Here is a 14,559-nt window from a genome sequence, read left to right as displayed (position 1 = left end):
ATGTCTGAGAATTACGATTCGTCGAGTATTAAAGTACTAAAAGGATTAGACGCAGTAAGAAAGCGTCCTGGAATGTATATAGGGGACACCGATGATGGCACAGGCTTACACCACATGGTGTTTGAAGTCGTTGATAACTCTATCGATGAAGCCTTAGCAGGTCATTGTGATGACATCTTTGTCTCAATTCATTTAGATGGTTCAGTCTCTGTTCGAGATAACGGCCGTGGTATTCCAACTTCAATTCATGAAGAAGAAGGCGTGTCAGCTGCTGAAGTAATTATGACAGTACTACATGCTGGTGGTAAGTTTGATGATAACTCATATAAAGTATCAGGCGGCTTACACGGTGTTGGTGTTTCAGTAGTAAATGCGCTTTCAGAAAAATTAAAGCTAACAGTTCGTCGTGAAGGCAAGTTACATGAGCAATTTTACACTATGGGTGTTCCTGATGCGCCACTAGCTGTAATTGGCGAATCAGAAACCACAGGTACTGAACTTCGTTTTTGGCCAAGTGGTGAGACTTTCACAAATTTAGATTTCCATTACGATATTTTAGCTAAGCGCTTACGCGAGTTATCATTCCTGAATTCAGGTGTGAGTATTATTTTAAATGATGAACGCGAAGAAAATAAAACAGACCACTTTAAATATGAAGGGGGTATTCGTGCCTTCGTTGAGTATTTAAACCGTAACAAGACACCTATTCATAAAGGTGTATTCCACTTTACTCATGAACGTGAAGAAGATGGTATTAGCGTTGAAGTATCAATGCAGTGGAATGATGCTTACCAAGAAAACATTTACTGTTTTACAAACAACATTCCACAACGTGATGGTGGTACTCACTTAGCCGGTTTTAGATCTGCGCTAACTCGTACACTTAACAACTATATGGAAAAAGAAGGCTTTAACAAAAAAGCTAAAACAACCAGTAATGCAACAGGCGATGATGCCCGTGAAGGCTTAACTGCAGTTGTTAGTGTTAAAGTTCCTGATCCTAAGTTCTCATCACAAACCAAAGATAAGCTAGTTTCAAGCGAAGTTAAATCAGCTGTAGAACAGGCAATGGCTGAGAAATTCACTGAATTCTTATTAGAGAATCCAGTAGACGCAAAAATAGTTGTTGGTAAAATCATTGATGCTTCTCGTGCTCGTGAAGCGGCGCGTAAAGCCCGTGAAATGACTCGTCGTAAAGGCGCAATGGACTTAGCAGGTTTACCTGGTAAGTTAGCGGATTGCCAAGAAAAAGATCCAGCCCTGTCTGAACTATATATAGTGGAAGGGGACTCTGCTGGCGGATCAGCCAAGCAGGGTCGTAACCGTAAGAATCAAGCGATTCTTCCGCTTAAAGGTAAAATACTAAACGTAGAGAAAGCGCGTTTTGATAAGATGTTATCTTCACAAGAAGTTGCCACGTTAATTACAGCCCTTGGTTGTGGTATTGGCCGCGATGAGTATAACCCTGAAAAATTACGCTATCACCGCATCATTATCATGACCGATGCTGACGTCGATGGTTCGCACATTCGTACGTTACTGTTGACCTTTTTCTACCGTCAAATGCCAGAAATCGTTGAACGTGGTTATATCTATATTGCTCAACCACCACTTTATAAAGTGAAAAAAGGTAAACAAGAGCGCTATATTAAAGATGATCCAGCACTTGTCGAATACCTAACTTCATTAGCATTAAATGGTGCCGCACTTTATACCGGTGCTGATGCATCTGCACTTGAAGGTGAAGCTTTAGAGGCTATCGTTCATGATTATCAAAACACCGTTAAAGTTATTGAGCGCTTAAAACGTAAATACCCGAATACGGTTATGGAACGTTTGATCTATCAAACAGAGCTAAACGAAACTGATTTAGCCGATGAAGCTAAAGTAATCGAGTGGACCAAAACGTTAGTCGATGACTTAGTCGCACGTGATGAAGATGCAACTATCTTCGCTGCTGCAACAGAGCATGATACTGAGCGTAACTTATATTACCCAGTTATCAATATTCGCCAACACGGTGTTGATAAGGCACACGTACTGAGCCATGATTTTATCTCTTCACGTGATTATAAACGCATCGCAGTAACTGGTACTAACATTGCCAATATCTTAAGTGAAGGTGCTTATATTCAACGTGGAGAGAAAACACTAGCTGTTGATAACTTTGTGGATGCATTGGAATGGTTGATCGCAGAATCTAAGCGTGGGCTATATATCCAGCGCTATAAAGGACTAGGTGAGATGAATCCAAGTCAGCTGTGGGAAACTACCATGGATCCTTCAGCGCGTCGCATGTTACAAGTAACCATTGAAGATGCTGTTGGTGCAGACCAATTATTCGCAACCTTGATGGGTGACCAAGTTGAGCCGCGTCGTGAGTTCATAGAAACGAATGCACTACGTGTAGTTAACTTAGACGTATAATTAAATTATAGTAATTACAAAAAAGGAGCCTTAGGCTCCTTTTTTATTTTCTCAATTGCACAAACTGCTTAAAACATGACTACGCACAAGGTATACTGAAGGTAATTTTCACGCTACATCACAGCAGATACTAAAAGCCAAATATGCAAAAATATGACGTTAAAACCTTTCAAGGTTTGATCCTGGCTTTACAGGATTACTGGGCACAGCAAGGCTGTGTCATTATTCAGCCACTTGATATGGAAGTTGGTGCAGGCACATTTCATCCGCAAACATTTTTAAAGTCTATTGGTCCTGAACCAATGTCGAGCGCGTATGTGCAACCATGTCGTCGTCCTACCGATGGCCGTTATGGTGAGAATCCAAATCGCCTGCAACATTACTACCAGTTCCAAGTCGTATTAAAACCATCACCAGATAACATCCAGGAGCTATATTTAGGCTCATTAGCGGCTGTTGGCATTGATACCCTTACTGACGAAGTACGCTTCGTTGAAGACAACTGGGAATCACCTACGCTAGGCGCATGGGGTCTTGGTTGGGAGATCTGGTTAAACGGTATGGAAGTAACCCAGTTTACCTACTTCCAACAAGTAGGGGGCTTAGAGTGCTCTCCTGTTACTGGTGAGATCACTTATGGTCTTGAGCGTTTAGCTATGTACATTCAAGGCGTAGATAGCATCTACGATCTAGTATGGGCTGATGGCCCAATGGGCCGTGTTACTTACGGTGATGTATTCCATCAGAACGAAGTTGAGCAATCAACTTATAACTTTGAGCATGCAAATGTTGACGATTTATTTGCCCAGTTTGATAAATGCGAAGCTGAGAGCCAAAAGCTAATTGAAGCAAGCTTACCATTACCTGCTTATGAGCAAGTAATGAAAGCATCACACGCATTTAACTTATTGGATGCACGTCACGCTATTTCGGTGACAGAGCGCCAGCGTTATATCTTGCGCGTTCGTGCATTATCTAAAGCGTGTGCACAAAGTTATTATGACAAACGCGAAGCGCTTGGTTTCCCGTTGTGTAAGGATAAGTAAGCATGTCAGCACAAAATTTATTAGTAGAAATTGGCACCGAAGAGTTGCCACCAAAATCATTGCGTAAACTTGCCGAAGCATTTGCTGCAAATCTGACTGCAGAGCTTGAGAGTCTAGAGCTTAATCACCAAGGCGTAAGCTGGTATGCATCTCCTCGTCGCTTAGGTTTACAAGTAACAGCACTTGAAGCTCAGCAACAAGACAAAGAAGTAGAAAAACGTGGTCCAGCAACGAAGGCTGCATTTGATGCCGATGGCAAGCCGACCAAAGCTGCAATGGGTTGGGCTCGTGGTTGTGGTATTGAAGTAAGTGAAGCGCAAACACTCGAGACCGATAAAGGTGCATGGTTGTTACACATTGCTAAAGTAGCAGGCAAAGAAACCACAGCCTTGATGGCTGATGCGGTAAATAAAGCGTTAGCTAAACTTCCTATTCCTAAACCAATGCGTTGGGGGGCGAATAAAACACAATTTATTCGTCCTGTTCATACCGCAACTATTTTGTTTGGCGAACAGCTAATTGAAGGCGAAGTCCTTGGTAAAGCAGTGGGTAACCAACTGCAAGGCCATCGTTTTCATCATCCAGAAAAAATCACAATCAAACACGCTGATGATGTTTTTGAGGTGCTTAAGTCTGCACATGTTGTTGCTGATTACCAGCAGCGTAAAGCACAAATTCGTAGCCAAATCGAAGCTGCAGCAACAGCCGTTAATGCAGTAGTAGCTATGGATGAAGATTTACTTGAAGAAGTAACTTCATTGGTTGAATGGCCAGTAACTCTTACTGCAACATTTGAAGAAGCGTTTTTAGATGTACCAGCCGAAGCGCTGATCTACACTATGAAAGACGATCAAAAATACTTCCCATTACTTGATCAAGACGGCAAGCTACTTAATAAGTTTTTGTTTGTTTCAAACATCGAAAGTAAAAACCCAAGCGTAGTTATTGCTGGTAACGAGAAAGTAGTGCGCCCGCGTTTAGCTGATGCGCAGTTCTTCTTTGAAACAGATAAAAAGAAAACTCTTGAAAGCCGTTTAGAATCACTTAATAGCGTATTGTTCCAACAGCAATTGGGTACGCTTAAAGATAAGTCAGAGCGTATTAGTGAACTTGCTGGTTACATTGCTGAGCAATTAGGTGCCGATAAAACACTTGCTAAGCGTGCTGGTTTATTAAGTAAAACCGATCTAATGACCGAAATGGTGATGGAGTTTACTGACGTACAAGGTGTGATGGGGATGCACTATGCACGCCATGACGGTGAAGCCGAAGATGTTGCCATTGCCCAAAACGAGCAATACATGCCGCGTTTTGCCGGTGATAATTTACCTACAAACTTAATTAGCTGCGCGGTAGCGATTGCCGATAAGTTCGATACACTGGTAGGTATTTTTGGTATTGGCCAAGCACCAAAAGGTGATAAAGATCCGTTTGCGCTTCGTCGTGCAGCCATTGGTGCGCTGCGTATCATGGTAGAAAAAGAACTACCACTTGATACTTTAGAATCTAGTCGCAAAATCACAAACCCTGTTTGGCGACAAGCTAACTAACTTAAATGTATCAGCCGATGTGTTTGAATTTATGCTAGGGCGTTTTCGTGCATGGTATCAAGATGAAGGTATTGAAGTAGACGTTATTCAAGCTGTACTAGTACGTCGCCCAACTAAGCCTGTTGATTTTGACCGTCGTGTTAAAGCGGTAAGTCACTTCCGTACATTAGACGCCGCAGAAGCGCTTGCAGCAGCTAATAAACGGGTAAGTAATATTCTGGCTAAAAATGACATTACAACGCAAGGCACTGTTGATGAGAGCTTATTAAGCGATGATGCCGAAAAGGCATTAGCGTCACAAGTTGCTAAGTTTGCCACTGAATTAGCGCCGTTATACGCGGCTGGCGACTATCAAGAAGCGCTTGCCCAACTTGCGGGTATTCGTGAAAGTGTTGATAACTTCTTCGACAACGTGATGGTAATGGCAGACGATGAAGCCGTTAAGCAAAACCGTTTATCATTACTAAGTCAACTGAGTGGTCTATTTTTAGATATTGCTGATATTTCTGTATTACAGAAATAAATTCAGCTTCGCTTAAAAAGCCAGCAGCTATGCTGGCTTTTTAGTATTAGAGGGAATACCTATGAAACGTATATTAACAGTGGCTCTAGTTGCTTTACTGAGTGCTTGTTCGAGCCAAATACAAATGCCAGATCTTAGCGATGTACTGCCAGGCCAAGAACTTGACCGTACAATGTACCTACGCGGCGACTTCAATTTATGGGATGCAGAAACGCAATATGAATTTACTCAAGTCGCGCCTGCGCTTTATCAAGCACAAGTAAAGTTTTCAACACCGGGTAAAGTGTATGAGTTTAAAATCGCTGATATGGAGTGGAGCGCAGGTTATAACTGTGGGTTCAGTGAACAAGATCCAACCGGTCAATCTCTGACGTTAGGGCAAAGCGTTGTTGCCGATTGTGACACTACTTATAATTATTTTAGCTTCACTCCTGCAATTAAAGGCAGCTACATCGTTAGCATCGATTATCATAATAACGATCAGCCAAAAGTAACAATAACTAAAAAATAGAGCTACAGGGTAAATATTGCCATTATAATGTCTGATTATATTTACAGAAGTAATAACACCCTGTTAAAATTGGTACAGATTTTTTGTAATAATCGAAGTCAATTATTTTTGAGTACTATATCAAAAATAATTTAAAACCTCTAAAGCGCCAAATATAATCATAATATACTTGGATCGTTAATATGAATAAAAAAATTAAAATAGGATTACAGATGTTAAAAACTACAGTAACAGCAGTTGTTTTAGCGGGGGCTTTTATAGCCGCTCCATTACAGGCTAAAGAGGGTCTTAACCCTTGGCAGGATTGTGGTATCGGCGCAATGGTATTTCCAGAGAATGGAACCGCAGCAGCAATTTCAAATATTATTTGGGATTTAGGTACTACAGCAGTATCTTCAAATATATCATCTGTTGGTAGCTGTGAAGGCGCAGGTGCAAAAACAGCTCTATTTATTCAACAAACATTCCCTGTACTTGAGCAAGAAATTGCTGAAGGTGAAGGTGAGTATGTTACTGCAATGCTAAATGTACGTGGTTGTGACGCTAGTTCTCATGGTCAAATTGTAAATGCTATCCGAAACGATTTTGCGACTAAACCTGCTCAAAATCCTCAAGCATTATATGCAATTGTTGAAAGCAAAGTGACTACACAGTTTGCAGCTACTTGCCCAGTTATTTAACTGTTAATAGAGTAGGTGTCAGCACCTACTCATACTTATGACTACAATCAAATACTTACCAGCACTAGCACTAGCACTGTTTGCTACGTTTTCATCTTATTCATCTAGCTCACTTTCCGAGCATCCAACCTGGTTGAAATTAGGGCATTATAAAAACGCATCATCTCCTCAAAGTTATATTGAGAGTGATTCATTTTTATCTCAAAAAATGGCAAAAATAACCCTTCATCCGAGTTAAAAGCAACGATTGATGCATTTAATAAAGACGCACAAATGCAATGCAAGTATCCTGCTAGATATCAGTGGTTACTATCACAAGGGCTTGAATTCTCAGAGCCAAAGGTTGAATGCACCGAACTTATAGAGTGGAGAGATAAACAACCGATTCACTCTGTAAGTTTAGTCTTTGCTTCAGGGTATATGAGTAATCCGGCTTCGCTTTATGGCCATATGCTTTTAAAGCTAAATAGAATCAACGCCAGAGCACAATAAGTTACTAGATTACAGCTTAAATTATGGGGCACTAGTTCCTGATAATGAAAACGGTTTGGTCTATATTACGAAAGGGTTATTTGGCGGTTACGAGGCTGGTTTTTCTGATCAACTATTTTACCGTCATCAACATAACTATGGTGAAATAGAGCTGAGAGATATATGGGAATATAAGCTTAACTTTAGCCAAGAAGACGTCCTCTTTTTAACTAATCATTTATGGGAAATTATGGGGGCTAAGTATTCTTACTATTTTGCGGATGAAAACTGTGCATTTCATATCGCAAGGGTTGTTGAATTAATTATAGGTGAGCAGTTAACGAATGAGCTTTCGCCTTGGGTTATTCCTGCGACTATTTTTTCTCGCTTAAATAGTGCTCAATATAATAACGAAAAGCTAGTAAAGCAGATTGAGTTTACTCCTTCAAGAAGTAGTGTTTTTCATCAATATGAAAACAATCTTTCAGTAAAAGACTCTAAGCTGGCTTTAGCTATTTATCATTCGCAAAATATACTTTTTGAGCCGACATTTACAAATCTAGATGTGGTAACTAAAAAACGAATTATTGAAACTCTTTTTGAGTTTGTTCAGTTGCAGCAAATAAAAAAATATGATGTTGAACACATTGAAAAGTTAAAAAAAGCTCTTATTAAAGCTCGTTTAGTCCTACCTCCAGGTAAAGAAACCTCTTTTATTAATTATGATAAATATGCACCGCATTCAGCTCAGAAACCCTCAAATATATCTATTTCTTCGACTGTGTATAAAAATGAACAAAGCCTAAATTTAGGTTTCAGATTGAGTTATTTTGATTCATTAGCTTCTGATATTGCCAGAGTTCCTTACTCTAATTTAGAGATGTTGGATGTTGAGGTTGCTTTATTTGATTCGCAGTTATATCTAGAAAAATTACATCTTTTAGATCTAGAATCATTTAACCCAGCCTATAGTCAGTGGCCAAATGAAGGCGGTTGGGCATGGCAGATAAATGTAGGTTATGAAAGAAATCGCAGTCAGTGCTTTAGTTGCTCAAGTACATTTGCCATGGCAGGAGTTGGAAAGTCATGGTTATTAAATGCTAATCAGTCGCTAGTGTACGGTATGATTAATGGTTATGCTGGTGAATTACAAAGCACCCAACAATGGCTGGATACTTCAATAGAGCTAGGATTTTTAACGACTGTAACTTCTAATTTAAAACTAAGAACATCAATTGAGAAGTTTTATCACCAACAGTTAAGCGGTATTGCAACGAACATCGAGCTATCAGTGCCTATCAATCAAGATTTCGACATACGATTTGGTTATAAACATGCAACAGAGTTTCAGTGGCAGTTGAAATTAAACTTTTACTGGGATTAATGAATGTTTTGATTAGGGTTAATTATTGATTTATAGCCCTTTTTTAACTAAATATCGATACGGTATGGCATCTACTTCTTTTTCTAACAGTGTATGATCCATAAACATACAAAAGCTGGGGATATCACGGGTGGTTGATGGATCGTCGGCAATAATTAATAAAGTTTCGCCATTTTCCATTTTACGTACCGCGCTTCTGATCATCATTACAGGCTCCGGACAGCGTAGGCCAATGGCATCTAATTGGTGATCGGGATTCTCAAAACTCATTGCATAACCTTTACTGTTTATTTAGCGCTTAACGATTAATTTAAGGCTGCTAGTTTAACGACCTCAGCCTGATAAATAAAGTCACTTCACTTGTGCTTATAAAGCGACATAACTTAGCTGCAAAAAATTAATTATAAAAAAGCCGCGTTGATTTAATCAACGCGGCTTTTTATCACCAAGGTATTACTTAATACATTTTATTAATCTTGCACACGTTCAAATACAGTTGCGATGCCTTGGCCTAAACCAATGCACATAGTTGCTAAACCATATTTTGCGTTTTTATCTTCCATTAAGTGAATAAGTGAGGTGCTGATACGTGAACCAGAACAACCTAAAGGATGACCCAGAGCAATAGCACCGCCGTTTAAATTCACTTTTTCATCAACTACATCAGCAAGACCTAGGTCTTTTAATACTGGTAGTGACTGTGCTGCGAATGCTTCGTTAAGCTCAGCAACATCGATATCATCAATAGTGATACCGGCTTGTGCTAATGCTTTTTTACTTGCTGGTACTGGGCCGTAACCCATGATTGATGGATCGCAACCTGCAACCGCCATGGCTTTAACACGTGCACGAATTGGTAAGCCTAAAGCTTTGGCTTTTTCTTCGCTCATTACTAACATAGCAGATGCGCCGTCAGAAAGAGCTGAAGACGTACCGGCAGTGACTGAGCCTGATGCAGGGTTAAATACTGGGCGAAGCTGTGATAAGCCTTCTACCGTTGTTTCTGGACGAATTACTTCGTCATCTTCAACTAAAATCAGTGAACCATCTGCGTCATGACCTTCCATTGCGAGGATTTCGCGGCGGAAACGTCCTTCAACCGTTGCTGCATGAGCTCGTTGATGTGAGCGGTATGCAAATTGGTCTTGCTGCTCACGGGTAATACCGTGAATAGTTGCAAGGTACTCTGCGGTTAAGCCCATTGAGCCAGATGCTTGTGCAATTGAAGTTGCTAAGCCTGGGTGAAAGTCGTTACCGTGGGTCATTGGCACATGACCCATGTGCTCAACACCACCAATGATGTAGGTATCACCAGCGCCAGTCATGATTGCGCGAGCAGCATCGTGTAATGCTTGCATTGATGATCCACATAAGCGGTTTACTGTTACCGCTGGCACTGTGTGAGGAATGCCGGCAAGTAATGCGGCATTACGAGCAACGTTAAAACCTTGCTCTAAAGTTTGTTGTACACAACCCCAATAGATATCGTCAATCGATGCTGGATCAACGGCTGGGTTGCGATCAAGTAAGCCCTTCATTAGGTGGGCGCTTAAATCTTCGGCACGCTTATGTTTAAATACACCGTTTTTTGAACGGCCCATTGGCGTGCGGATACAATCTACAATTACTGGAGTATTCATGGTCTTATCCTTCCACCTTATAGAAAATACGGCCTTCTTCAGCCCATTTGCGAGTTTGTTCAGATACTTGGTAAATCGCACCTAGATGAGCGTATTTGTCAGCTGTTGCAACAAAGTTAGCTAGTCCAGTTTGATCTAAGTAACGGAACGCGCCGCCTCTAAATGGAGGGAAACCAATACCGTAAATAAGTGCCATATCAGCTTCTTGTGGAGAAGCAACAATGTTTTCTTGTAAACACAGTAGCACTTCGTTGATCATAGGTATCATACAACGGTCGATAATTTCTTGTTTATCAAACTCTTTCGGTGCATCAGTGATTGCACTAAGTAGCTCAACTGCTTGTGGATCTTGAGCTTTTTTCAAGCGACCGCGACGATCCGGAGCATACTGGTAGAAACCCGCTTTGTTCTTTTGACCAAAACGCTTTTCGTTAGCGAATATTGTTACCGGATCTTTTTCGGCACGTGACATGCGCTCAGGGAAACCATCTGCCATCACGCCAGTACAGTGGTAAGCCGTATCAATACCGACAACATCAAGTAAGTATGCAGGACCCATAGGCCAGCCAAATACGTTTTCCATTACTTTATCTACTTTGGCAAAATCAGCGCCTTCAACAACTAACTTACTAAAGCCGGCAAAGTATGGGAATAATACACGGTTTACAAAGAATCCTGGGCAATCGTTAACAACGATAGGTGATTTACCTAACTTTAAGGCGTAATCAACAACGGCGTTAATCGTTTGCTCTGAAGTTTTCTCACCGCGAATAATTTCTACCAGTGGCATTTTTGGCACTGGGTTAAAGAAGTGCATACCACAGAAATTTTCAGGTTTTTCAAGAGCTGTGGCTAATTCATCAATACGAATAGTTGATGTGTTAGACGTTAAGATAGTACCTGCAGGCATGTCTTTTTCAAGACCTGCTAAAACGGCTTGTTTAACTTTAGGGTTTTCAACAACTGCTTCAACAATGATATCAGCGCTTTGTAAATCGCTATCATTAAGAGTTGGTTTGATTTTACCTAACGTTGCTACCATTTTGTCCATCGCCATATGGCCGCGTTGAACTTTTTGACCTAATAGCTTAGATGCTTCACCCATACCTAAATCAAGCGCATCCTGTTGGATGTCTTTCATTATAATAGGTGTTCCTTTATAAGCTGACTGGTAAGCGATACCGCCACCCATAATACCAGCACCAAGTACTGCAGCTTGTTTAATTACTACATCACTGGTTTTAGCTTGTTTGCGCGCTTTCCCCTTGATGTATTGATCTGCTAAGAAAATACCCGTTTGGGCTGCGGCTTCTGGAGTGCGTGCTAATTTAGCAAAGTTGGCATTTTCAATCGCCATTGCTTCATCACGAGTACAGTTTGCTGCTGCTTTAATAGTACGAACTGCCATAATAGGAGCAGGATAGTGGCCTTTGGTTTTACCCATTACCATACCTTCTGCCATTGCAAAGCTCATACCTTGCTCAACACGGTTCAATTTAAGTGGTTGTAATTTTACTTGTCGCTTAGCTTGCCAATCTAGTTTTCCAGAGATTGCTAATTCAAGCGTTGAAATTCCTGACTCTATAAGTTTGTCAGTACTAACTACCGCATCGACTGCACCTACTTTTAAAGCATCAGCTGCGCGGTTTTCGGCACCAGAGGTGATCCAAAGCATCGCATTATCAGCACCAACAATGCGTGGTAAGCGAACTGTACCGCCAAATCCAGGCATGATGCCAAGTTTTACTTCTGGTAGGCCAATTTTAGCATCAGTGCTAGCAACACGATAATCGGTAGCAAGTACCCACTCACAACCACCACCAAGTGCTAAGCCATTGATAGCGCTTAAAGTTGGGAATGGTAAATCTTCTAGCGCGTCAAAAACATCAGTGGCATCTTTGATCCACGTTACTAATTCAGCTTCTGGTTTAGTAAAGGTAGGTAAAAATTCGAAAATATCGGCGCCAATAATAAAGTGTTCTTTATCACTGGTAAAAATCATGCCTTTGATATCACTGTTTGCGGCTAATTCTTTTAATGCAGAGGCGCAATCTTTCAAGGTTTGCTGAGACAAAGTGTTTACAGAACCTGCAACACAAAATTTGAACTCGGCGATATTATCCTTGATGAAAGCAACTTCAAAGGAATCGCTTTTATATAACATTATTATTCTCCCTAGTTAGTGAACTAAGACTGGTACGATGAGTTTGCATTTCAATCAGTGTGCTTGCTTTAAATTAAAAATGCAACGAAAAATTTACTGTGGTGCCTTACTACTGGTTAAAATATAGCTTGTTTGGTGCTAAGGTGTAGGCGAAGTGTTTGTCTTTTATTTACCTTTGAATATTTAAGGTCATCATGAAAAAACAATTTTTAAGTGTAACGGCAGCAGCATTATTATTTCCTTTATTTTCTGCCTACGCTAATACTGAACATGACGCATTTTTAGATGCTGAAAGAAAAGTTAAATATGCTAGTTATCAGGAGTTTAAAGAAATAACAGCACAGCTAGACCATCCATTAAAGCCTTATGTGGAACAAGTCTATTGGCAGCGCCATCCCGATATTGAGCACCAATCTGAAATAGAGCGTTATTTAACTATTTACCAAAGTACGCCTTTAGAGTGGCCAGTGCGCAAAGCATGGCTGCAGAATTTGCAAAAGCAAAACCGCAAAGCCGCTTTTATTAATAATTATCGTGAGACTACAAATACTGAACTGACTTGCACTTACCTGCAGTATCAGCTTGATTTAGGGGCACCAGAACAAGCGATAATGAGACAAGTAACAAATTTATGGACTGTTGGGAAATCACAGCCTGAAGAATGTGACCTATTATTTAGTACTTGGCGTAAAAAAGGTTATATGAGCCAAGAGCAAATATGGCAACGTATTACGTTATCAGCACAAGGTGGTTCGCAAAGTTTATTGCCATACTTAAAAACTTTATTACCAAAAAATGAGCAATACTTGGCTGACTTTTATCGAAAAGTTCGCAGCGATCCCAGTGCAGTTGCAGGAATGTATCGTTACAAGCATAAAACAGTTAAGGAAAGCGAAATTGCACACTATGGAATTAAACGCTTAATTTGGCGAGATAAAACCTTAGCGCTCAAGGCGTGGGAAAAGTTAGACAAAATGTTTAACTATTCTGACGAGCAAAAGGCTGATGTGTATTATAGTTTTGCTTTAGCGTTGGCATCAAGAGGTCATCCTGAGGCACGTTTCTGGTTGAGTAAAGTGCCCAAAGATCGTCAAGATCGTAAATTAATGCAATGGCAGTTAGGCAATATGCTGAAAACTCAGGATTGGTCGGGCATCGTTGCGTTTTTTACAGGTAAAGAAAATCTCAGTCTGGGTCAGCAATATTGGTTAGCCTACAGTTTAGCTCAACGAGGTGATACACAGCGTGCTAAAGCTATTTGGCAAATAGTCGCAAAAGAGCGTGACTATTATGGCTTTTTGGCTGCCGCGCGGTTGGGGTTACCTATTGAACTCAATAATCAACCATTGTTAGTGAGCGATAAATTAATGCATGAGGTCGCTAATGCCCCAGGTTTTAAACGTGCTAAAGCGATGTATGAACTTGAGCGGTTTACTTCGGCTCGTCGCGAATGGAATTATTTAACAAGCACTTCTAGCGATGGAGAAAAGCTCGCGGCTTCAAAACTCGCAGCAGAATTAGATTGGTACGACAGTACTATTTATACTTTAGCGCAAATTAAGGCATGGGATTATGTAGAGTTACGTTTCCCATTTGCTTTTCAAGATTTATTTGAGCGTTATAGTAAACGTAATCATATAGATGTTACTTGGAGCATTGCTATTTCGCGCCGTGAAAGCTCTTTTGCACCTGATGCGCGTTCTCACGCCAATGCGCGTGGTTTAATGCAGTTATTACCAAGTACAGCGAAGTATGTCAATAAAAGTACTGTTTCAGGAAGTCGCTTAAATCAGCCGAAAACAAATATACGTTTAGGCACAGAGTATTTAGAATATTTAAAAAACAAAAACCATGGCAACGAAATACTAGCAACTGCCTCGTATAACGCTGGTTACCATAGAATCAAAAAGTGGTTACCAAATGAAGCTATGCCTGCTGAATTATGGATTGAGCTTATCCCGTACCGTGAAACTCGGGAGTACGTAAAAAATGTGTTTGCTTATCGTCAGGTTTATCACACGCGTTTAGGGCGCGAAGGAAACATACTGGCACCAATATTGGATATGAAGATGGGTGGCTAAGGCACAAGTGCTTTAGCGCATCTGCATTGGGGTTAAACAGGGTCTATGTTAGACTTAAAATAAGTTAAATTTAACAGATGGG

At 40.6% G+C, this 14,559-nt stretch carries 10 protein-coding genes and 1 pseudogene; 8 read left to right on the top strand and 3 right to left on the bottom strand.

The window, feature by feature from the left end:
* From gyrB to P4S61_RS08435, 7 genes and pseudogenes are all read left to right on the top strand, one after another.
* Complete coding sequence (gyrB, locus tag P4S61_RS08465; protein ID WP_145241719.1) at positions 1-2,427, top strand: DNA topoisomerase (ATP-hydrolyzing) subunit B; 2,427 nt, start codon at positions 1-3, stop codon at positions 2,425-2,427.
* A 143-nt stretch (positions 2,428-2,570) separates the two neighbouring features.
* Complete coding sequence (glyQ, locus tag P4S61_RS08460) at positions 2,571-3,473, top strand: glycine--tRNA ligase subunit alpha (protein WP_145241722.1); 903 nt, start codon at positions 2,571-2,573, stop codon at positions 3,471-3,473.
* A 2-nt stretch (positions 3,474-3,475) separates the two neighbouring features.
* A pseudogene (glyS, locus tag P4S61_RS08455) lies at positions 3,476-5,546 on the top strand (glycine--tRNA ligase subunit beta).
* Between the two features lie 61 nt (positions 5,547-5,607).
* Positions 5,608-6,057: a hypothetical protein gene (locus P4S61_RS08450; protein WP_182735381.1), complete on the top strand. Its 450-nt coding sequence runs from the start codon at positions 5,608-5,610 to the stop codon at positions 6,055-6,057.
* A 212-nt stretch (positions 6,058-6,269) separates the two neighbouring features.
* Entirely contained in the window at positions 6,270-6,737 is a 468-nt protein-coding gene (locus P4S61_RS08445; RefSeq protein ID WP_182731929.1) for a DUF3015 family protein, read from the top strand.
* Between the two features lie 192 nt (positions 6,738-6,929).
* On the top strand, positions 6,930-7,229 hold the full coding sequence (locus P4S61_RS08440; RefSeq protein WP_442961588.1) for a DUF7843 domain-containing protein: 300 nt from the start codon (positions 6,930-6,932) through the stop codon (positions 7,227-7,229).
* Entirely contained in the window at positions 7,204-8,592 is a 1,389-nt protein-coding gene (locus tag P4S61_RS08435) for a lipoprotein N-acyltransferase Lnb domain-containing protein (protein ID WP_337118891.1), read from the top strand. Before P4S61_RS08440 ends, P4S61_RS08435 begins: the two co-directional genes overlap by 26 nt.
* Positions 8,593-8,622: 30 nt before the next feature.
* Here P4S61_RS08435 and tusA read toward each other — a convergent pair whose 3' ends face one another.
* The 3 genes from tusA to fadB all read right to left on the bottom strand — a co-directional run bounded on the left by tusA (position 8,623) and on the right by fadB (position 12,396).
* Positions 8,623-8,862, bottom strand: coding sequence for a sulfurtransferase TusA (gene tusA, locus P4S61_RS08430; RefSeq protein ID WP_182731931.1), 240 nt, complete (start codon positions 8,860-8,862; stop codon positions 8,623-8,625).
* Between the two features lie 200 nt (positions 8,863-9,062).
* Positions 9,063-10,232: an acetyl-CoA C-acyltransferase FadA gene (gene fadA / locus P4S61_RS08425; protein WP_145241734.1), complete on the bottom strand. Its 1,170-nt coding sequence runs from the start codon at positions 10,230-10,232 to the stop codon at positions 9,063-9,065.
* 4 nt (positions 10,233-10,236) lie between these two features.
* The gene (fadB, locus tag P4S61_RS08420; protein WP_145241736.1) at positions 10,237-12,396 is read right to left on the bottom strand and encodes a fatty acid oxidation complex subunit alpha FadB; all 2,160 of its coding nucleotides are present in this window, start codon (positions 12,394-12,396) and stop codon (positions 10,237-10,239) included.
* 194 nt (positions 12,397-12,590) lie between these two features.
* Between fadB and P4S61_RS08415 the strand changes: the two genes are divergently transcribed.
* Positions 12,591-14,477: a transglycosylase SLT domain-containing protein gene (locus P4S61_RS08415; protein WP_182735378.1), complete on the top strand. Its 1,887-nt coding sequence runs from the start codon at positions 12,591-12,593 to the stop codon at positions 14,475-14,477.
* Positions 14,478-14,559: the final 82 nt, after the last annotated feature.

Origin of the sequence: Pseudoalteromonas sp. B160, from assembly GCF_037162485.1 — a bacterium.
GTDB lineage: Bacteria > Pseudomonadota > Gammaproteobacteria > Enterobacterales > Alteromonadaceae > Pseudoalteromonas > Pseudoalteromonas rhizosphaerae.
Note: the sequence above shows the minus strand (reverse complement) of the source record. Positions and strands in the feature narration are given on the sequence as shown.